The organism is Terrabacter sp. 2YAF2 (genome assembly GCF_052114705.1).
Lineage (GTDB): Bacteria > Actinomycetota > Actinomycetes > Actinomycetales > Dermatophilaceae > Terrabacter.
This window is the reverse complement of sequence record NZ_JBFRFG010000026.1, coordinates 1-17,798: the sequence shown is the minus strand read 5'-3', so window position 1 is coordinate 17,798 and position 17,798 is coordinate 1. Positions and strand designations below refer to the sequence as shown.

At 69.7% G+C, this 17,798-nt stretch carries 19 protein-coding genes; 13 read left to right on the top strand and 6 right to left on the bottom strand.

What is annotated here, in order from left to right:
* Window positions 1–267: 267 nt before the first annotated feature.
* Window positions 268–1,050: a TetR/AcrR family transcriptional regulator gene (locus tag AB4030_RS20285; RefSeq protein ID WP_442281007.1), complete on the bottom strand. Its 783-nt coding sequence runs from the start codon at window positions 1,048–1,050 to the stop codon at window positions 268–270.
* A gap of 116 nt (window positions 1,051–1,166) precedes the next feature.
* Between AB4030_RS20285 and AB4030_RS20280 the strand changes: the two genes are divergently transcribed.
* Window positions 1,167–2,153 (top strand): NAD-dependent epimerase/dehydratase family protein, encoded by a 987-nt coding sequence (locus tag AB4030_RS20280; protein WP_442281006.1) that lies wholly within the window; start codon window positions 1,167–1,169, stop codon window positions 2,151–2,153.
* Window positions 2,154–2,210: 57 nt separating this feature from the next.
* Here AB4030_RS20280 and dnaA read toward each other — a convergent pair whose 3' ends face one another.
* Window positions 2,211–3,818, bottom strand: coding sequence for a chromosomal replication initiator protein DnaA (dnaA, locus tag AB4030_RS20275; protein WP_442281005.1), 1,608 nt, complete (start codon window positions 3,816–3,818; stop codon window positions 2,211–2,213).
* Between the two features lie 542 nt (window positions 3,819–4,360).
* On the opposite strand from dnaA, the gene rpmH reads away from it, so the two are divergent.
* The 9 genes from rpmH to AB4030_RS20230 all read left to right on the top strand — a co-directional run bounded on the left by rpmH (window position 4,361) and on the right by AB4030_RS20230 (window position 11,626).
* Entirely contained in the window at window positions 4,361–4,498 is a 138-nt protein-coding gene (gene rpmH / locus AB4030_RS20270; protein ID WP_028051105.1) for a 50S ribosomal protein L34, read from the top strand.
* 18 nt (window positions 4,499–4,516) lie between these two features.
* Window positions 4,517–4,867, top strand: coding sequence for a ribonuclease P protein component (rnpA, locus tag AB4030_RS20265; protein ID WP_442281004.1), 351 nt, complete (start codon window positions 4,517–4,519; stop codon window positions 4,865–4,867).
* Window positions 4,864–5,178, top strand: coding sequence for a membrane protein insertion efficiency factor YidD (gene yidD / locus AB4030_RS20260; RefSeq protein WP_442281003.1), 315 nt, complete (start codon window positions 4,864–4,866; stop codon window positions 5,176–5,178). Before rnpA ends, yidD begins: the two co-directional genes overlap by 4 nt.
* 68 nt (window positions 5,179–5,246) lie before the next feature.
* Window positions 5,247–6,230 (top strand): membrane protein insertase YidC, encoded by a 984-nt coding sequence (gene yidC, locus AB4030_RS20255; RefSeq protein WP_442281033.1) that lies wholly within the window; start codon window positions 5,247–5,249, stop codon window positions 6,228–6,230.
* A 95-nt stretch (window positions 6,231–6,325) separates the two neighbouring features.
* Window positions 6,326–6,982, top strand: coding sequence for a Jag family protein (locus AB4030_RS20250; RefSeq protein WP_442281002.1), 657 nt, complete (start codon window positions 6,326–6,328; stop codon window positions 6,980–6,982).
* A gap of 76 nt (window positions 6,983–7,058) precedes the next feature.
* The gene (rsmG, locus tag AB4030_RS20245; protein WP_442281001.1) at window positions 7,059–7,850 is read left to right on the top strand and encodes a 16S rRNA (guanine(527)-N(7))-methyltransferase RsmG; all 792 of its coding nucleotides are present in this window, start codon (window positions 7,059–7,061) and stop codon (window positions 7,848–7,850) included.
* Window positions 7,851–7,935: 85 nt separating this feature from the next.
* Complete coding sequence (locus AB4030_RS20240; protein WP_442281032.1) at window positions 7,936–9,267, top strand: ParA family protein; 1,332 nt, start codon at window positions 7,936–7,938, stop codon at window positions 9,265–9,267.
* 284 nt (window positions 9,268–9,551) lie between these two features.
* Window positions 9,552–10,724, top strand: a complete 1,173-nt coding sequence (locus AB4030_RS20235; RefSeq protein WP_442281000.1) for a ParB/RepB/Spo0J family partition protein — start codon at window positions 9,552–9,554, stop codon at window positions 10,722–10,724.
* A 41-nt stretch (window positions 10,725–10,765) separates the two neighbouring features.
* Entirely contained in the window at window positions 10,766–11,626 is an 861-nt protein-coding gene (locus tag AB4030_RS20230) for an Fpg/Nei family DNA glycosylase (RefSeq protein ID WP_442280999.1), read from the top strand.
* A 52-nt stretch (window positions 11,627–11,678) separates the two neighbouring features.
* On the opposite strand, the gene AB4030_RS20225 is transcribed toward AB4030_RS20230, so the two are convergent.
* Window positions 11,679–12,080, bottom strand: coding sequence for a nitroreductase family deazaflavin-dependent oxidoreductase (locus AB4030_RS20225; RefSeq protein WP_442280998.1), 402 nt, complete (start codon window positions 12,078–12,080; stop codon window positions 11,679–11,681).
* 78 nt (window positions 12,081–12,158) lie between these two features.
* Here AB4030_RS20225 and AB4030_RS20220 point away from each other — a divergent pair, with 78 nt between their 5' ends.
* Both AB4030_RS20220 and AB4030_RS20215 read left to right on the top strand, forming a co-directional pair.
* Window positions 12,159–13,052, top strand: a complete 894-nt coding sequence (locus tag AB4030_RS20220; protein ID WP_442280997.1) for a metallophosphoesterase — start codon at window positions 12,159–12,161, stop codon at window positions 13,050–13,052.
* A 102-nt stretch (window positions 13,053–13,154) separates the two neighbouring features.
* The gene (locus AB4030_RS20215; RefSeq protein WP_442280996.1) at window positions 13,155–13,961 is read left to right on the top strand and encodes an alpha/beta fold hydrolase; all 807 of its coding nucleotides are present in this window, start codon (window positions 13,155–13,157) and stop codon (window positions 13,959–13,961) included.
* A 63-nt stretch (window positions 13,962–14,024) separates the two neighbouring features.
* On the opposite strand, the gene AB4030_RS20210 is transcribed toward AB4030_RS20215, so the two are convergent.
* Window positions 14,025–15,047, bottom strand: a complete 1,023-nt coding sequence (locus AB4030_RS20210) for a glutathione S-transferase family protein (RefSeq protein WP_442280995.1) — start codon at window positions 15,045–15,047, stop codon at window positions 14,025–14,027.
* 138 nt (window positions 15,048–15,185) lie between these two features.
* On the opposite strand from AB4030_RS20210, the gene AB4030_RS20205 reads away from it, so the two are divergent.
* Window positions 15,186–15,842, top strand: a complete 657-nt coding sequence (locus AB4030_RS20205; protein ID WP_442280994.1) for a GNAT family N-acetyltransferase — start codon at window positions 15,186–15,188, stop codon at window positions 15,840–15,842.
* A gap of 56 nt (window positions 15,843–15,898) precedes the next feature.
* Here the strand turns inward: AB4030_RS20205 and AB4030_RS20200 are convergent, their stop codons facing one another.
* Complete coding sequence (locus AB4030_RS20200) at window positions 15,899–17,116, bottom strand: N-acetylmuramoyl-L-alanine amidase (RefSeq protein WP_442280993.1); 1,218 nt, start codon at window positions 17,114–17,116, stop codon at window positions 15,899–15,901.
* Between the two features lie 139 nt (window positions 17,117–17,255).
* Entirely contained in the window at window positions 17,256–17,579 is a 324-nt protein-coding gene (trxA, locus tag AB4030_RS20195) for a thioredoxin (protein WP_081920461.1), read from the bottom strand.
* Between the last annotated feature and the right edge of the window lie 219 nt (window positions 17,580–17,798).

Below are 17,798 nucleotides of genomic sequence, written 5' to 3'. Positions count from 1 at the left end.
AGAGGCGACGGCATATGTCCGATTTGCAGCGCTTGCTGACTAGTTACCTGTGCATAGCGACCGCCGCCACTTCCACAGAGTTGTCCACAGGTGGTGGAAAACATTGGGGCAAAACGGTCTTTACCGGCCAGTCCGCCGCAGGTCTCGATGAGGTCACGCTGTGCACACAGGTGTGGACAACCCTGTGGATGGATGTGGACGTGGATCGCCCGACCCCACCGCACCGGCTCGCCGACGGGCGTTGGTGCGCCCTCGGCCGGACACCGGCTACGCATCGACGGGTCCGATGACGCACCGTCTCGACACCGCCAGGAGGCTCTCGAAGAGCGCCTCCCCGTCCGGAACTGGCCCCAGCTGCGCGAAGACCTCGCTCGTCACGGCGCCCAGGAGCAGCGTCCAGGCCGCGATCCCCTGGACCAGGGAGGTGGCGTCGAGTCGGGTCGAGGCGAACATCGGGGTCTCGAGCATGGCACCGACCGCGGCGTGGGCGCGCTCGTCGACGAGTCCGAGGCGGTCGCCTGCAGCGAGCCGGCCTGCCCGTCGCACGTCGTCGAGCAGGGACACGAGGAGGGCGAGCACCGCGGTGCCGGCCTCCTGGGTACGTTCCGCCGGGGCCTCGTAGTCCGGGACCGGCGAGCCGTAGATGAGGGCGAAGTCGTGCGGCCGGTCGATCGCCCAGGCGCGCAGGGCCCGTCCGAGGGTGTCCCACCGTGCCTCGAGGTCGTCCCGCGCGACGCTGTCGTGGGCCAAGCGCACGGCTGCGGCGAGGGACCAGTACGAGTCGATGATGAGGCGGGTCAGCAGCTCGTCCCGGCTGTCGACGTAGCGGTAGATGCCGGAGGACACCATGCCCAGGTCGCGGGCGACCGCCCGAAGGCTGAGTGCGGCGGCGCCCTCCGTGGCGAGGTGCTGGCGTGCGACGCGCAGGATGTCCGCCTCGACGGCGAGCCGGTTGCGCGCGCGCTTTCCGAGCGGCGGTCCGGCGGTCGCGGCCTGCTGCCCCTCGACGCGCGGCGGCAGGGGCAGATCAGGGCGGGGCGAGGGCTCCATGGATCCGAGCCTGCCACAGTTTGCAGAAAGTGTGAGCACTGCTCTTGCCTGGCGGTCGCGCGCGTGTCATCCTCTAAGTGTGAGCAGTGCTCACCATTGACTCGAGAGGATCTCCCATGACCCACCACCTCGTCCTCGGCGCCGGAGGCGTCGGACGGTCAACCACCGCCGAGCTCGTCGCGCTCGGGCACACCGTGACCCTCGCGTCGCGCTCCGGCCGCGTCACGGAGCGGCCGTGGCAGGACACCCACCCTGACTCCGTCGAGGTCGTGTCCCTGGACGCGGGCGACGCGCGCGCCGTCACCGAGCTGGCCCGGGGCGCCACGAGCATCGTCAACGCCGTCAACCCGCCGAGCTACACGACCTGGGACACCGACTGGCCGCCGATCGCCGCCGCCACCCTGACCGCCGCCGAGGAGTCCGGGGCTGGCCTCGTCATCATCGGCAACCTCTACGGCTACGGCGAGGTCGAGGCGCCCATGCGCGAGGACGACCCGATGCACCCGTCCGGCCACAAGGGGCGCATCCGGGCCGACATGTGGACCGAGGCCCTGGCCCGCCACGAGGCCGGCCGCCTGCGCGTCACGGAGCTGCGCTCGAGCGACTACTTCGGCCCCGGCACGACGACGCGCACGAGCTACCTCAATGACGTGGTCATGGACGCGCTGCTCGCGGGCCGCACGCCTCTCGTGCCGGCCGGGCGGGCGGACGTGGCCCACTCGTGGACCTACGTCCCCGACGTGGGTCGCCTCGCCGCGCGGGTGGCGACCGGGGACGAGGGCTGGGGTCGCGCCTGGCACGTCCCGACGTCTCCGGCGCGCACCTTCGACGAGGCGGCCGGCGACATCGCGCGGGTGGCCGGCGTCAAGCTCCGCCGGGTGCGCGTGCTGCCCCGTCCGCTCGGCACCGCCGCCGGCCTCGTCGTCCCGTTCATGCGCGAGCTGCGCGAGACCCGGCACCAGTTCGAGCGGCCGTTCGTGCTCGACTCGGACCTGACGCAGCGCACGTTCGGGCTCGAGCCGACGCCGTGGGACGACGCCCTGACGGCGACCATCGCCGCCCGCCGAGCCGCGAAGGCGGACCACGCCGAAAGGGCAGCCTGACGCGGGCCGAGCGACACGGCATACGCCATCGGGTCACTCAGCGGCGCCGCCTACGCGTCAGTGGGACTGCTGGCGGATCCGGTTGGTCAGCTCGGTGACCTGGTTGTAGATGGCGCGACGCTCACCCATGAGCTCGCGGATCTTGCGGTCGGCGTGCATGACGGTCGTGTGGTCGCGACCGCCGAAGTGCTGGCCGATCTTGGGCAGGCTGAGGTCGGTCATCTCGCGGCAGAGGTACATCGCGATCTGGCGGGCCGTGACGAGCTGGCGCGAGCGGCTCGAGCCACACAGGTCCTCGAGCGTCACGGCGTAGTAGGCGGCCGTGACCGCCATGATCGTCGCGGCCGTCACCTGGTTGGGCGTCTCGTTGGGCAGCACGTCCTTGAGCACGATGACGGCGAGCGGCAGGTCGACGGCCTGACGGTTGAGGTTGCTGAACGCCGTGACGCGGATCAGGGCGCCCTCGAGCTCGCGGATGTTGGTGCTGAAGTTCGTCGCGATGTACTCGAGCACGTCGTCCGGCACCGACATGCGGTCCTGGATCGCCTTCTTGCGCAGGATCGCGATGCGGGTCTCGAGGTCGGGCGGCTGCACGTCGGTCAGCAGCCCCGACTCGAAGCGCGTGCGCATCCGGTCCTCGAAGCCCGACAGCTCGCGCGGCGGCAAGTCGCTGGTGATGACGATCTGCTTGTTCGCGTTGTGCAAGGTGTTGAAGGTGTGGAAGAACTCCTCCTGGGTCTGCAGCTTGCCCTGGAGGAACTGGATGTCGTCGATGAGCAGCACGTCGACGCTGCGGTAGCGGTTCTGGAACGCGCTCGCCTTGTCGTCACGGATGCTGTTGATGAAGTCGTTGGTGAACTCCTCGGAGTTCACGTAGCGCACGCGGACGTTGGGGAACATCGTCCGCGCGTAGTGCCCGATGGCGTGGAGCAGGTGCGTCTTGCCCAGCCCGGACTCGCCGTAGACGAAGAGCGGGTTGTATGCCTTGGCGGGGGCCTCAGCGACCGCGACCGCCGCCGCGTGGGCGAAGCGGTTGCTCGCGCCGATGACGAAGGTATCGAAGGTGTACTTCGGGTTGAGCCGCGTGTCGCCGGGCGAGCTCGGCTCGACGCGCTGCTGCAGGCGCAGTGGCCCGCTCTCCCCGCCGCTCAGCGGGTCGGGGCCCAGCTCCATCCGCGTCTGACCGCCCGGGTATGCCGGCTGGTGCGGCTCGTCGAGGTCGGCGCCGTTGAGCGCTGGCGCGCTCTCGGCCAGGTCACGCAGGGGGTTGTGGGCGTTCGACCCGTAGCCGCCCGAGCCGTTCTGGTGGCCACCCATGCCGCCTGACGGTCCGCCTCGGGAGCCACCGTGGACCGAGGCCTGACCGCTGGGCTCGTCACTGATCATCCCCAGGTCGGTCTCGAGGCTCTCGTCGACCGACACCGCGAGCTGGACCGGGTGCCCGAGCTGACTGGCTAGCGCGTTGTGGATCTGCTCGCGGACGCGCTGCTCGAGGAAGTCCTTGGTGAAGGTGTTGGGTGCCCGGACCAGCGCGGTCTGGTCGAGCACGCCGACGAGGCGGCAGAGTCGGACGAACGCGCGCTCCTGGTTCGACAGCCCCACCGAGTCGAGGGTGCCGAGCGTCTGCTGCCAGATCTGCGCGTAATCGACGCCTGTCTCGGCCACCGTGATCCCACCTGCCCCTGAGTCATGTCTGTCGCACCCTGTTGTGCCCCGGCTCGATCCGGACCGAGCGGGAGCCCGGTGTGCCGGGTCGGACGTCCTGGACCCGTCCGCGTCCCGGTGAACGATGCCTTGTTGTCCACACGTTTGTCCACAGCCTGTGCATTTGGGGTGGCGAGGATCGTGAAGACGAAAACCTACAGGCGCCGGGGCACGAAAGACAATCGAGCCGTCCACAGATCTGCGCCCCCCGCGGCGTGTCGCCTTGCAATCGCCGAACGACCTCGGAAAATCGTCGGTTTGGTCCGCTCTCGCTCGACGGCTCCGCCGGTTTGACCCTCGTTCCGCGGCTCCCGTATCGTTGACCGAGCGTGTCTGCGACCTCTTTCGCATGCCCGTGGCCCCGAACCCGGCCCAGCCGGACGAACTCGGTCCTCCACGGGCTTGCCGATTGCGGTCGCATCGGCCATCGCCAGCCCCAGAACGGGAGCCGGGCCGACGTCGTCGTGACGTCGGAGCGGACCCTGCAACCTACGGAGAACCTCGTGAGCAAGCGCACCTTCCAGCCGAACAACCGTCGCCGCGCCAAGACGCACGGCTTCCGCCTGCGCATGCGCACCCGCGCCGGCCGTGCCATCCTCGCCGGCCGCCGTCGCAAGGGCCGCGCCGAGCTCTCGGCCTGAGCCGCCGGAGGCCGCGGCGTGCTGCCGGCACGTCACCGACTGCGTGAGCGGACGGATTTCACGACGGCAGTACGCGGGCCCGGCGCCAGCAGAGCAGGCGGGCGACTCATCGTCGTGCATGCCAACCGGACCGATGTGCGTGCGGATCATCCGCCGCGCGTCGGTTTTGTTGTGTCCAAGGCCGTCGGCAACGCCGTCGTGCGCAACCGGACGAAGCGTCGGTTGCGCGCCAGCGTCGCAGCCAGGTTGAGTCGCCTACCCACCGGGCTCGACGTCGTCGTGCGGGCCAACCCCGCCGCCGCCACCGCCAGCTGGGACGAGCTCGACCTGGCCGTGGCTCGCCAGCTCGACAAGGCGTGCCGACCATGAGCCCCACGGCCAACCGGGTGCTCGCGTCGCCGCTCCTGCTCGCGGTCCGGTTCTACCAGCGGTTCATCTCCCCGCTCTCCCCGCCCAGCTGCCGCTTCTACCCCAGCTGCTCGGCGTATGCCGTCACCGCGCTGACCCGCTTCGGACCGGTGCGCGGTGGCTGGCTCGCCATCCGAAGGATCGGTCGCTGCCACCCCTGGACCCCGGGCGGCGTCGACCCGGTGCCCCTGACGTGGGCCACCCGCAACGACGTGCGACCCGAGGACTACCGCGCCCCCGACCTGCCTGAGGCGCACGACCACACCACCTGAACATCCGGCATATCGTTGCCGATCAGCGGTGAGCGGCCCGCCGCCCGCCCTACGACAGAGGAATGACGTTGATCGAGTTCTTCAACACCGTGCTCTACCCGATCAAGCTCGGGGAAGCCTGGGTCATGTACGGCTGGCACGCGTTCTGGGAGACCCTCGGGCTCACCGGCGCCTGGTCCGGCTGGGCGTGGGCCCTGTCGATCGTCGGCCTCACGGTCGTCGTCCGTCTCCTGCTCATGCCGCTCTTCGTGCGCCAGATCCACTCCTCCCGCCGGATGCAGCTCATCCAGCCGGAGATGCAGAAGATCCAGAAGAAGTACAAGGGCAAGCGGGACCCGGAGTCCCAGAAGGCCCAGCAGGCGGAGATCATGGATCTCTACCGGCGCACCGGGACCAACCCGTTCAGCAGCTGCCTGCCGATCCTGATCCAGAGCCCCTTCTTCTTCGCGCTGTTCCAGCTGCTCAACAACCTCAAGGGCATCGCCGAGGGCACGCAGCCGCCGATCGGCCCGATCACCCGGCAGGTCGCACAGACGATCGAGACCTCGACGATCCTCGGGGCCAAGCTATCGGACTCGTTCGTCCACTCCACGACGCTCAACGTCAAGATCCTCAGCGCGGTGCTCATCGTCCTGATGTCGGCGACGACGTTCACGACGCAGTACCAGCTGATGCGCAAGAACATGCCGGCCTCCGCGCTCGACAACCCCTTCGCGAAGCAGCAGAAGGTCCTGCTCTACCTGATGCCGCTCTTCTTCGCGTTCTCCGGCATCAACTTCCCCATCGGTGTCCTGCTCTACTGGCTGACCACCAACCTCTGGACCATGGGCCAGCAGTTCTACGTCATCCGCAACATGCCGGCTCCCGGATCCGAGGCCGAGCGCGCCCGCCGTGAGCGCCTCAAGCGCAAGGGCAAGGACATGCAGGAGCTGACGGTGCCGGGCCTCGAGGGCTCCGAGACCGTCCCCGACGACGCGTCCAAGTCAGGCCAGCGCCAGCAGCCCAAGGGCAAGAAGCGCGCCAGGACCCAGCCGACCAAGAACCGCCGCTGAGGTTCGTCCACATACTTGTCCACACTGCCATGGGCCTCTGACCTGCGGAAACGCACGTTGTCCACAGATCTGCCCCGGTGAATGAAGGAGTTTTCATGAGCGACCCCCAGGCCACCGACGTCGAGACGCCCGCCGATCCAGCGGCGCCGCTGTCGACCCAGCAGGCCACCGAGTCCATTCCGGCCGCCGTCGTGGCCGAGACGATCGAGGCAGCCGCCCCGATGGCAGACGAGGCGGGCCCCGAGCCGGCCGACAAGACCGACAAGACCGACAAGAAGTCACGGGTCCGCCAGCTGGAGCGTGAGGGCGAGGTGGCTGCGGACTTCCTCGAGACCCTGCTCGACATCGCCGACCTCGACGGGGACATCGACGTCGACGTGGACGGTGACCGGGCAGCCATCGCCATCGTCGACTCTGACGAGGGTCGCGTCCCGCGCCGGCTCGTGGGCACCGACGGCAAGGTGCTCGAGGCCCTCCAGGAGCTGACGCGACTTGCCGTCCAGGCCCAGACCGGCGAACGCAGCCGGCTCATGCTCGACGTCGCCGGGTACCGGGCCGAGCGTCGCTCCGCGCTGGTCGAGCTCGCCCAGACCGCGATCGCCGAGGTCAAGGACTCCGCCACGAAGCGCTCGCTGGACCCGATGACCGCCTTCGAGCGCAAGGTCGTGCACGACGAGGTTGCTGCTGCCGGGCTCGTCTCCGAGTCAGAGGGTGCGGAGCCGCACCGTCACGTCGTCATTTTGCCCGAATGAGAGGTGCCGTTTCACGTGAAACGGCTCCCCATCGCAGGCACCATCGCCAGACGCACGACCCTAGGAGTGAGAGCCCGTGACCCACGGTGCGCTCGGCGCTGCCGGCCCGCCGGCGACCCCATCTGCTGCCGCAGAGGTCTTCGGCGACCGGCTCGAGCTCGCGGAGCACTTCGTGACGATCCTGGCCGACACGGGGATCAGTCACGGCTTGATCGGTCCGCGCGAGACTCCGCGCCTGTGGGACCGCCACGTTCTCAACTGCGCGGTGGTCCAGGAGGCGATTCCCCGTCGTACGGGGAGGCAGCAGGTCATCGACGTCGGGTCCGGCGCCGGCCTGCCGGGACTTGCCCTCGCTATCGCCCGTCCGGACCTCGACCTCCACCTCGTGGAGCCGCTGGCTCGACGCACCGGCTGGCTCACCGGGGCGGTCGCGCAGCTGGGCCTGACCAACGTCACGGTCCACACGGCGCGTGCCGAAGCACTTTGGGACCGGCTCCACGCCCCCTGGGTCACGGCCCGTGCGGTGTCTCGCATCGTCCAGCTCGCCGAGTGGACCCTGCCCCTCCTCGACGCCGGCGGCAGCCTCCTCGCCCTGAAGGGAAGCCGCGCCGCAGAGGAGCTGTCCGAGAGCCGAACCGCGCTGACCCGTCTCGGCGTCGTGGACGCCGGGGTGCACGAGTACGGCGCCGCGGTGCTGGGTGAGCCGACGATCGTGCTCCGATGCACGATCGGCGACGTCGTGGACCGTCGGCGATTCCGCTCGCGCCAGCCCTCGAGCGCTGGATCTGCCCGCCGACGGGCCGATCGCCCACGGGCTGCGCGACGCTCCGGCCCGGCAGTCGGCGACAAGCCGCGCGATCAGCGATGATCGTGTCCAGACCATGACGACGGGCGCTGCGTGCGGATCACTCCGCCGGACGACCCTCAACCCCGGAGGTGCTCTCCCCGTGACGATGTCGACCAATCTGGGCTGGCCGAGCGAACCAGATCCAGAACCGGAGCACCGACGTCTGGGGTGGCTTGCCCGCATGCTGAGTGTTTCACGTGAAACCGACGAGGTGCCCGTCGAAGACGTCGTGGCCGCTGGGGCGGCTGCTGGTGCAGTCGTCACCGACGTCCGTGACGGCGAGGTCGCCCACGTGGGTGACGCCACTTCGACAGGCGACGCGCAAGGTGACGTCGTCGCGCTGGAGACGCCTGCGGGCAGCGCGATGCCAGACGACCACGCCTCGCCATCCACCGCTGTGGACAACGCGGTGGACGAAGTCCCGACAACACCCGCCTTTGAACGGGAAATCCCCGCATCTGAGGCTGGGGACAAGCCTGTGGACGACCATGGTCCCGGCGCCCAGATGAAGGACGACCGTGCCGACCGGGAGGCGCTGGCAGCTGCCATCCCGACTCCCGGCACGGACACGCCCCTGGGCCGGGAGCTCGCCGACAACACCCGACGACGCATCCAGCTGACGGGTCGCCAGTTCCCCAAGCCGGTCTCCCCGCGCGTCCTGACGGTCGCCAACCAGAAGGGGGGTGTCGGCAAGACCACCACCACGGTCAATGTGGCCGCGGCGCTGGCTCAGTCCGGACTCAGGGCGCTCGTCATCGACCTCGATCCCCAGGGCAACGCCAGCACGGCACTGGGCATCGACCATCACGCCGAAGTGCCGTCCATCTATGACGTGCTCGTCGACAGCGCGCCGTTGCTCGACGTGGTTCAGCCGTGCAGCACGGTCGAGAACCTGTTCTGTGCCCCGGCCACCATCGACCTGGCCGGCGCGGAGATCGAGCTCGTGTCTCTCGTCGCCCGGGAGTCACGACTGCAGAAGGCGATCGCAGCCGCGGGCGAAGGCGGAGGTCACGAGTTCGACTACATCCTCATCGACTGCCCGCCCAGCCTTGGCCTGCTCACCGTCAACGCGATGGTCGCTGCGAGCGAGGTCTTCATCCCCATCCAGTGCGAGTACTACGCGCTCGAAGGCCTCTCGCAGCTGCTCAAGAACATCGACCTCATCAAGCGCCACCTCAACCCGACGCTGCACGTGTCGACGATCCTGCTCACGATGTACGACGGGCGCACCCGCCTCTCCGCGCAGGTCGCCGACGAGGTGCGTGAGCACTTCCCCCAAGAGGTGCTTCGGACGACGGTGCCCCGCTCGGTTCGTGTCTCGGAGGCACCGAGCTTCGGCGAGACTGTGATGACCTACGACCCGGCAAGCAGTGGTGCCCTCGCCTATCTCGAGGCTGCAGGCGAACTGGCCGACCGTGGGGCAGCCGGACCGACGTGACCGGCCACGAGCCATCGATCTCGACCACAGGGTCGTCACCGTCACGGTGGCGGCCCTGTTTCACGTGAAACTGCCCCCGGCGTGTTTCACGTGAAACACGCCGCTCAGTGGACGTCACACCATCCTGCGCGGTCCAGTTTCACGTGAAACCGACGATCGTGTCGGTCCATTCGGCGAGGAACGCGAATGGATGCCGGCCCCGGGTACCCGGAGGTGTACCGCCGTGCACCTAGACTGGGCCCCCGGATGCGATGGCCGCGTCCGAGACGGTGGAGGGTAGTTGCATGGCGGAGAAGCGACGCGCACTGGGTCGAGGTCTCGGAGCGCTCATTCCGAGCACACCCAGTGGAGGCGCCGGACGTCCGGTTGACGTCTTCTTCGCCGAGCAGAAGCAGCCAGAGCCGGCTGCGGCGGAGTTGACGCACAACAGCACGCCCGTTGGGGCCGAATCGTCCGTGCCGACGAGCGACCACGCCAACGATTCGCCGGCGGGATACGGGACACCTAGGGATACCTCGGGCGACCAGTCGTCACAGACGTGGGGCGCTGATGGGAGGACCGCCGCCGACGACACGGCCGCCGACAACGGACTCGCGGTCGTGCCCGGCGCGGAGTTCGCCGAGCTCGACATCGACTCGATCCGGCCCAACCCCAAGCAACCCCGCACGGTCTTCGACGAGGACCACATGGCCGAGCTCGTGCACTCGATCCGCGAGATCGGCGTGCTCCAGCCCATCGTCGTGCGGCGCATCCCCACCGACCAGCTCGATGAGGCGCAGGGGCGGACCTTCGAGCTGATCATGGGTGAGCGTCGATGGCGCGCCTCACAGGCGGCCGGACTCGCTTCCATCCCGGCGATCATCAAGGAGACGAGCGACGACGACCTGCTGCGCGACGCGCTGCTCGAGAACCTGCACCGCAGCCAGCTCAACCCGCTCGAGGAGGCCGCGGCCTACCAGCAGCTGCTCGACGACTTCGGGTGCTCCCACGAGCAGCTGGCCACCCGGATCGGCCGCTCGCGACCGCAGATCTCCAACACGCTGCGCCTGCTCAAGCTGCCGCCTCTCGTGCAACGCCGTGTTGCCGCAGGCGTGTTGAGCGCCGGACACGCCCGCGCCCTGCTCGGAATGGCCGATGGCGCCGCGATGGAGCGCATGGCCCAACGCATCGTCGCCGAGGGGCTGTCGGTGCGCAACGTCGAGGAGCTCGTCGCCCTCGGTGAGGGCAACGACGCCCCGAAGGCGCGTCGGCCTCGCCAGGGCGGCCGCCACCCGCAGCTCGACGACCTCACCACCGACCTCTCCGACCACCTCGAGACGCGCGTCGCGATCGCCCTGGGCCAGCGCAAGGGCAAGATCACGGTCGAGTTCGCCTCGGTCGAGGACCTGCGCCGCATCCTGGGCCTGATGGGCGTCCCTGCTTCTGCCGGCGCGGAGGCGCTGCGCACGTTCGGCTGAGCAACGCCTTGCCGCAGGGCGCAGCACGGAGAGGACGGCACGTGCCTGAAGGCCACACGATCCATGCGCTGGCGGACCGCTTGGGACGCGCGTTCGGTGGCCATGAGGTGGAGGCGAGGAGCCCGCAGGGTCGTTTCGCTGCCGATGCCGGCCGTTTGAACGGTCGGATCTTCGAGCGGGCGCAGGCGTGGGGCAAGCACCTCTTCGTGGAGATCGGCGACACCACCCTGCACGTGCACCTCGGCCTCATCGGGATGTTTCCCGTGAAACATCTCGTCGCGGGCAGCCCCTCACCCCCGGTCGGAGCCGTGCGGCTGCGCCTCGTGGGTCCGGAACACTTCGCGGACCTGCGTGGACCGATGATCTGCTCCCTGGTCGATCGCGCGCGGCAGCGTGAGATCGTCGCCACGCTCGGTCCCGACCCGCTGCGACGTGGGCAGCGCCCCGATGCCGGCTGGGACCGGGTCCATCGGAGTCGGCGGACGGTGGCCGAGCTGCTCATGGACCAGTCTGTCGTGGCGGGTGTCGGGAACGTCTACCGCTGCGAGGTGCTGCACCGCCTGGCCGTGGACCCGCTCACCCGGGGCGTCGACGTGTCTGCGGACATCTGGCAGGAGATCTGGGACGACCTCGTCCTCCTCATGCCGCTCGGGCGCACCTTCTCGCAGATCATCACGATGCCCGACCAGGTCGACGAGGCGGGGCGAGTGATGCGGTCCGGTCGGGGCCGCGCGATCTCCCGACGACTGACCGGCGAACGGCTCGGCGACACGTTCGACCGACGGTTTCTCGTCTACAAGCGCACCGGTCAACCGTGTCCACGGTGCTCAAAACCCTTGCAGGAGAAGGAGATTGCTGGTCGGAGACTCTTCTGGTGTCCCAACTGCCAGGTGAGGCACTGAGGTTCGCGGGTGGGGGTGCCGGGCTCACCAAACCCTGCTCACCAACCCCTGCTCACCAACGAACGAAGGGCGATCGGGACAGCACCGGGATCTCGACGTAGTCGCGACACCCGAGGAGCGGCAGCAACAGCCGTGGCGGCTGGGGCATCCGGGCACGGCCCTCGGCCTCGGGCACGGACGCAGGCGCCCCGAGCGCGAGCAGCTCGTCGCGCAGGCGCATCCGGCCCCCGCCGGCCGCGCGCAGGTTGGCCAGCCAGTCGACGCCGCTCCCGTACGTCAGGGCGATCGTCACGACGTCGCCGCGGTCGAAGGCCATGATCGGGATCCGGAACGTGCGACCCGACCGGCGGCCGACGTGCTCGAGCTCGACGAACCACCCGTGGCCGGCAAGGTGCACGAGGACCTGGTTGAGGTACTTCTTGTTGAAGCGGGTGACGGCATGGGGAATGGGCATGGAGACCTCCGGTCCCACCCTCGCACCTCGTGCCACTCATCGCACGACGGGACTGGTGACTGCGCCTAGGGTGGCGGCATGGCCCTCACCGCATCACGGCCGGCGCCGACGCATGTCATCGCGCACCTCTCCGACCCCCATCTCATCGCGCGCGGAGGCCTGCTCGCGGGCCGGATCGACACCGAGCACCAGCTGCGCCAGGCTCTGGCCCGGGTCGAGGCGTCGCAGGAGCGGGTCGACGCCCTCGTCATCTCGGGGGACCTCGCGGACAGCGGCGATCCGGAGGCCTACGGCCTGCTGCGGACCATCGTCGATCCGGTCGTCGAACGGCTCGGCTGCGCGCTCGTGCTCACAGGGGGCAACCATGACGAGCGCAGACCGATGGCCAGGACGCTCTTCGGCGTCGACACCGACGCGCCGCACGACACCGTGACGGACGTCCACGGGCTCCGCATCATCACGATCGACACGGCTGTGCCGGGCTACCACCACGGCGGACTATCGGACGACCAATATGCTTGGCTCACAAGGAAACTCGCGGATCCAGCGGAGCATGGCACGGTCCTCGTCATGCACCACGCACCCATCACCTACCGGTCGCCAGTGATGCAGCTGCTCGACTTCGACGACGTCCATCGGCTCCGCGCCGTGTTGGAGGGGACGGACGTTCGCGCTGTTCTCAGCGGCCACCTCCATGTCACGAGCTTCGGCACGCTCGGACGGGTGCCCGTCTTCGTCGCGGGTGGGGTCAGCTACGTCGACGACGTGGGCGCCCCCCGCGAGCTGCTCATGGGCGTCGACGGTCCGCAGTCCTGGAACCTCGTCGAGGTGCACACGGACCAGGTCGTCGGCACCGTCGTGCCGATCGAGCAGCACCAGACCTGGCCGGCACTCACGGAGGCGGTCATGGCCTTCATGGAGACCGTGCCGGAGGAGGACCGTCGTGAGGTCTTCTCACGCAAACGGACGTGAGTGGGTCAGACTTTCGACGTCCGACGTGTCGAGATGCTCCGGTCTCGATCGACGCAGGGATGAGGGCCTCGAAAGTGGGCCACCTACACCGAGGAGTCAGAGATGAGCGAGATCGAGAAGCCCACGTCGGCAGACGGCACCACCATCGCCTACGAGGCCTACGGGTCGGGGCCCGTCGCGGTTGTCGTCGGGGGTGCGTTCTGTGACCGTGGGTCCTTCCGCGACCTGGCACAGGCGCTGGGGGAGCTGGGTCTGACCGGGGTGACGTACGACCGTCGGGGCCGCGGTGACAGCGGTGACACTCAGCCCTACACGGTCAGCCGTGAGATCGAGGACCTCACGGCCGTCATCGAGGCTGCTGGCGAAACCGCCTCTCCTGCTTACGCTTTCGGCATTTCCTCCGGCGGCGCTCTCGTCGTCGAGGCCGTTGCCGCCGGCGCTCCCGTCACGAAGGCGTCGGCGATCGAGGTGCCCTATCGCACCGAGGCGTGGCCACCCGCCCCCGACGACTACATCGGCACGCTCGAGCGCTTCGAGGCAGCCGGTGACCGGGAAGGCATCCTGCGCTACTTCAACAACGTCGTCGTCGGGATGCCCGTCGAGATGGTCGAGGGCATGAAGGGCACGCCGACGTGGGAGCCGATGCTCGCGATGACCTACACCGTCAAGTACGACGGGCTGTGCCTCGGCGGCGACGACCAGCGTCTGCCCGCCGAGACGCTGCGCCGCGTCACCGTGCCCTTCCTCGCGGTCTGCAGCAGCGGCACGGCCATGCCGTGGTTGCACGACTCGGCCGGTGTGCTCGCGGACGCCCTGCCGAACGGTCGCGCAGTCGAGCTCCCGGGCGAGTTCCACCATGTGCCGGCCCCGGTGCTGGCCCCTGCTCTCGCGGAGTTCTATCTCTCCTGACGCCGCCAGTCCGGTGGGTTCCGTTGCAGGACAAAGGAACCCACCGGCATACGGCCCGCTGGCTCAGTCTGTCAGCAGGCTAAGCACCGGGTTGTGCGCGGCTGGCACGACCTCGCGCGGCGGCCCCGGGGGAGTGCCGTCACCGAAGGGAGAGCCGCCGAGCTCCTCGCGTCCGTGCGGCGTGGCCCAGTTCTCGAGGGCGGGCCCGAGAGGCACGACGCTCGTCGGGTTCACGTCGGTGTGCACGACGTAGTAGTGCCGTTTGATGTGGACGAAGTCGACCGTGTCGCCGAACCCGGGCGTCTGGAAGAGGTCGCGCGCATAGGCCCACAGCGCCGGCATCTCGATGAGCTTGCTGCGGTTGCACTTGAAGTGGCCGTGGTAGACGGGGTCGAAGCGCACGAGCGTCGTGAAGAGGCGCACGTCGGCCTCGGTGATGTGGTCGCCGACGAGGTAGCGGCGCGTCGTCAGGCGCTCCTCGAGCAGGTCGAGGTTCTCCCACAGCCGGCGGTACGCCTTGTCGTAGGCCTCCTGGGTGCCGGCAAAGCCGCAGCGGTAGACGCCGTTGTTGACGTAGCGGTAGATCGGTTCGCTCACCGCCTCGATCTCGTCGGCGAGGGCGTCGGGATAGAGGTCCGGAGCGCCGTCGCGGTGGAGCTCGCGCCACTGCGTCTCGAGGTCGACGGTGATCTGCTTGAAGTCGTTCGTCACGACGGCCCCCGTCGGCACATCGACGATCGCCGGGACGGTGATGCCGCGGGGGTAGTCGGGCTCACGCTTGAAGTACGCGTCCTGGATGCGCGGGATCTGCAGCACCGGGTCGAGGCCGCCCGGGTCGAGGTCGAAGGTCCAGCTCCGCTTGTCGTGCGTCGGGCCGCAGATGCCCATCGAGAGGACGTCCTCGAGCCCGAGCAGGCGCCGCACGATGATGGCACGGTTGGCCCACGGGCAGGCGCGCGCGACGACGAGGCGGTAGCGCCCCGCCTCGACGGGGAAGCCGTCGCGCCCGTCGGTCGTGATCCGGGTGGTGATGTAGTTCGTGTCGCGCTTGAAGTTCTTCTCGACGTAGGTGCCCGGCTCGCTCATGCGCCCACCCTAATTCGGTATGCCGCGTGGCCGCGGGAGCGCGGTCCCGCACCGGCCGTGACACGGCCGCCCCGTGGTCATGGTGCGGCTGGCGGCGAGCAGGCCAGAATGGGGTCATGAGGGCAGTGAGGAGACACGATGCGTGAGCTCCTGCCCCTGACCCCCGACCGCGTCGCCGACCTCGTCGGCGCGTGCGCTCCCTGCACGTTCTGGCAGACGGTGCCGCGCAACGGGCAGGCCGACCCGCGCGAGCCGGGGGAGCTGCTCCTGGACTGGGTCGAGACGGTCATGGCGGACTGGGGTCCCCCGGGGCGCGTCGCCTACGTCGACGGCGAGCCCGCCGGCCATGTGCTCATCGCGCCGGCGCGGCACGTGCCCCGGTTGGCGGCCTTCGCGACCGCGCCGTCCGACCCGTCGACGCTCATGCTCCTCACGGCGATGACCCTGCCGGGCCAGGCTGACCGTGGCCTGCGCAAGGCACTCGTCCAGACGGCGGCCAAGGACGCCCTGCACCACCGGTCCCGGTCGCTCGAGGCCGTGGCCGCGCGTCCGCTCGCCGTCTCGAGACACGCCTGCGTGCTCGATGCGCCCTTCCTCGAGAAGGTCGGTTTCCGTGTCGAACGCGACCACCCGGCATACCCACGGCTCCGGATGGAGCTGCGCACGGTGGTGACGCTGCGCGACGAGGCGGCGGCGGCGCTGGCACGGGCGCTGGCGCGCGTACCGGGGATGCGGCCGGTGCCGGAGACCCACCCCAACGGCTCCAGCCACGCTCACGTCACCCATCCGGACTGACCGGGCGCCCGAGCCAGCAGGTCTCAGGAAGACGCCGGGAGACGCTCTGCGCTGCGTCAGCCCACCGAGCTGTCGGCGGACACCTGCTGCGCGCGCATGGTCTCGAGGTGGCGGCGGAGGTCGTCGAGGCGCAGCACGCCGGTGCGCGACGTGTCGGCGTCACCCAGGTAGACGCGCTGCAGTGCCACGACGACGGCCTCGGCGACGTGGTCGAGGATCTGGGCGTCGGCCAGGGACTCGGCGTCCCCCTCATGGCTGAGGTAGCCGAAGTCGAGGCGCACCGCCGGCATGCGGGTGCGACGCAGCAGCGGCCAGGTCCGGGCGTGTGAGCGGCAGTCGGTCAGACCGGTGCGGGCCACGACCTCACGCAGGAGCAGGTCGGCGAAGCTCTCGCCGATGACCGACCAGTCGGCGTGGGCGGGATTGTCGGGATGGCCGTAGAAGTACGTCGACGACCCGTGGGCCGAGCCGGACGCGGTGTGGTCGGTGTGCAGCGAGAGGACGAGGTCTGCGTCGCATGCGTTCGCGAAGGCCGCACGCTCCTCGTCGGTGCCTCCGTCGGTCGTCTCCGTGCGGGTGAAGACGACGCTGACGCCGTGGGCCGACAGGCGCCCCTCGATGCGGCGCGCGAGGTCCAGGGCGAGGTGCGCCTCGACGAGCCCGCGGTGACCGTGGGCACCGGAGTCGCCGCCGCCGTGCCCGGGGTCGAGGACGATGGTGCGCCCGCTCAGGCTGTAGCCGCCGCGCCGGATGTGCTCCCGCTCGCGCAGGGCGTTCGCTGACCCGCCGCTGACCGAGCGGCGCAGGCCCGCGAAGGCGCGCATCGTCTCCGGACCGACCGTGCCGTCGGGCACCAGGCCCACCGCCGCCTGGAAGGCCCGCAGGGCCGAGTCGGTGCTCGGTCCGTGGAGACCGTCGACCTTGCCGGGGGTGAAACCGAGCTCGGCGAGGCGGGCCTGCAGGGTCACGACGTCGTCGCCCTCGATGAAGTGCTCGGGCAGGTAACGCAGCACGCGGTCACCGAGGGCCCAGCGCGCACCGTCGAGGACGGCATACGTGGACCGTCCGACGACGCCGTCGACGATGAGCCCGCGACGCTGCTGGAAGGACTTGACCGCCTGCTCGACCCGCTCGTCGTAGACGGGGTCGCCGACATGGTCACCGTGTCCTGGGCCGCCCGTGAGGTCGCCGGAGAGGATGAGCCGCTCGCACACGGCGGCCACGGCGGGGCCGGAATCGCCGCGCCGGAGCACGACTGACTGCTGGGGGGTCATCTGGCTCCTTCCTCGGAGGGCTCCGAACGGGTCGCGGGGGGCTGTGCGTCGGTCGGGTGTGGTCGGGCGCCGTCTGCAGCGTAGTACGCCGAAGGGGTGGCACCGTGACGGTGGACCACCCCAACGCGTGACCTGCTGGTCAGCCGATGAACTCCTCGAGCTCACGGAGCAGCTTGGGCTTCGGGTGCGCGCCGACGATGGTCTTGACGACCTCGCCCTTGACGTAGACGTTGAGCGTGGGGATCGAGACGACGCCGTAGCGGGCGGCGGTGTCGACGTTGGCGTCGGTGTCGAGCTTGACGACCTCGATCTTGTCGCCGTACTGCTCGTTGATCTCCTCGAGGATCGGGGCGACCTTGCGGCACGGGCCGCACCACGTCGCCCAGAAGTCGACGAGCACGGGCTTGTCGCTCATGAGGACGTCGTCGGCGAAGGTGGCGTCGGTCGTGTTCTTCAGTGCCATGGAGATTCCTTCTCGGTGTGCGGCGGGGCTGGGTCGGGCGGGCTGGTGGTTGGGGTCGAGGCTAGGCGTCGGCGCCGACGGTGGCGCGGGGGTCGGGGATCGCGCCGGAGTCGGTCTCGTCGATGAGGGCGGCCTCGGCAGCGGCCTCGGCGGGGGTGGCGGTGTCCTCGAGGGCGGCGAGGTAGTGCTCGGCGTCGAGGGCGGCGGCGCAGCCGGAGC

Bases quoted from the DNA above. Each gene is read 5' to 3' on its own strand.
- trxA (WP_081920461.1), bottom strand. From the start codon at position 17,579: ATGGCACTGAAGAACACGACCGACGCCACCTTCGCCGACGACGTCCTC.
- AB4030_RS20200 (WP_442280993.1), bottom strand. From the start codon at position 17,116: ATGACCCCCCAGCAGTCAGTCGTGCTCCGGCGCGGCGATTCCGGCCCC.
- AB4030_RS20220 (WP_442280997.1), top strand. From the start codon at position 12,159: ATGGCCCTCACCGCATCACGGCCGGCGCCGACGCATGTCATCGCGCAC.
- AB4030_RS20250 (WP_442281002.1), top strand. From the start codon at position 6,326: ATGAGCGACCCCCAGGCCACCGACGTCGAGACGCCCGCCGATCCAGCG.
- AB4030_RS20215 (WP_442280996.1), top strand. From the start codon at position 13,155: ATGAGCGAGATCGAGAAGCCCACGTCGGCAGACGGCACCACCATCGCC.
- AB4030_RS20235 (WP_442281000.1), top strand. From the start codon at position 9,552: ATGGCGGAGAAGCGACGCGCACTGGGTCGAGGTCTCGGAGCGCTCATT.
- yidD (WP_442281003.1), top strand. From the start codon at position 4,864: ATGAGCCCCACGGCCAACCGGGTGCTCGCGTCGCCGCTCCTGCTCGCG.
- AB4030_RS20240 (WP_442281032.1), top strand. From the start codon at position 7,936: ATGTCGACCAATCTGGGCTGGCCGAGCGAACCAGATCCAGAACCGGAG.
- AB4030_RS20285 (WP_442281007.1), bottom strand. From the start codon at position 1,050: ATGGAGCCCTCGCCCCGCCCTGATCTGCCCCTGCCGCCGCGCGTCGAG.
- AB4030_RS20280 (WP_442281006.1), top strand. From the start codon at position 1,167: ATGACCCACCACCTCGTCCTCGGCGCCGGAGGCGTCGGACGGTCAACC.
- AB4030_RS20205 (WP_442280994.1), top strand. From the start codon at position 15,186: ATGCGTGAGCTCCTGCCCCTGACCCCCGACCGCGTCGCCGACCTCGTC.
- AB4030_RS20225 (WP_442280998.1), bottom strand. From the start codon at position 12,080: ATGCCCATTCCCCATGCCGTCACCCGCTTCAACAAGAAGTACCTCAAC.
- AB4030_RS20210 (WP_442280995.1), bottom strand. From the start codon at position 15,047: ATGAGCGAGCCGGGCACCTACGTCGAGAAGAACTTCAAGCGCGACACG.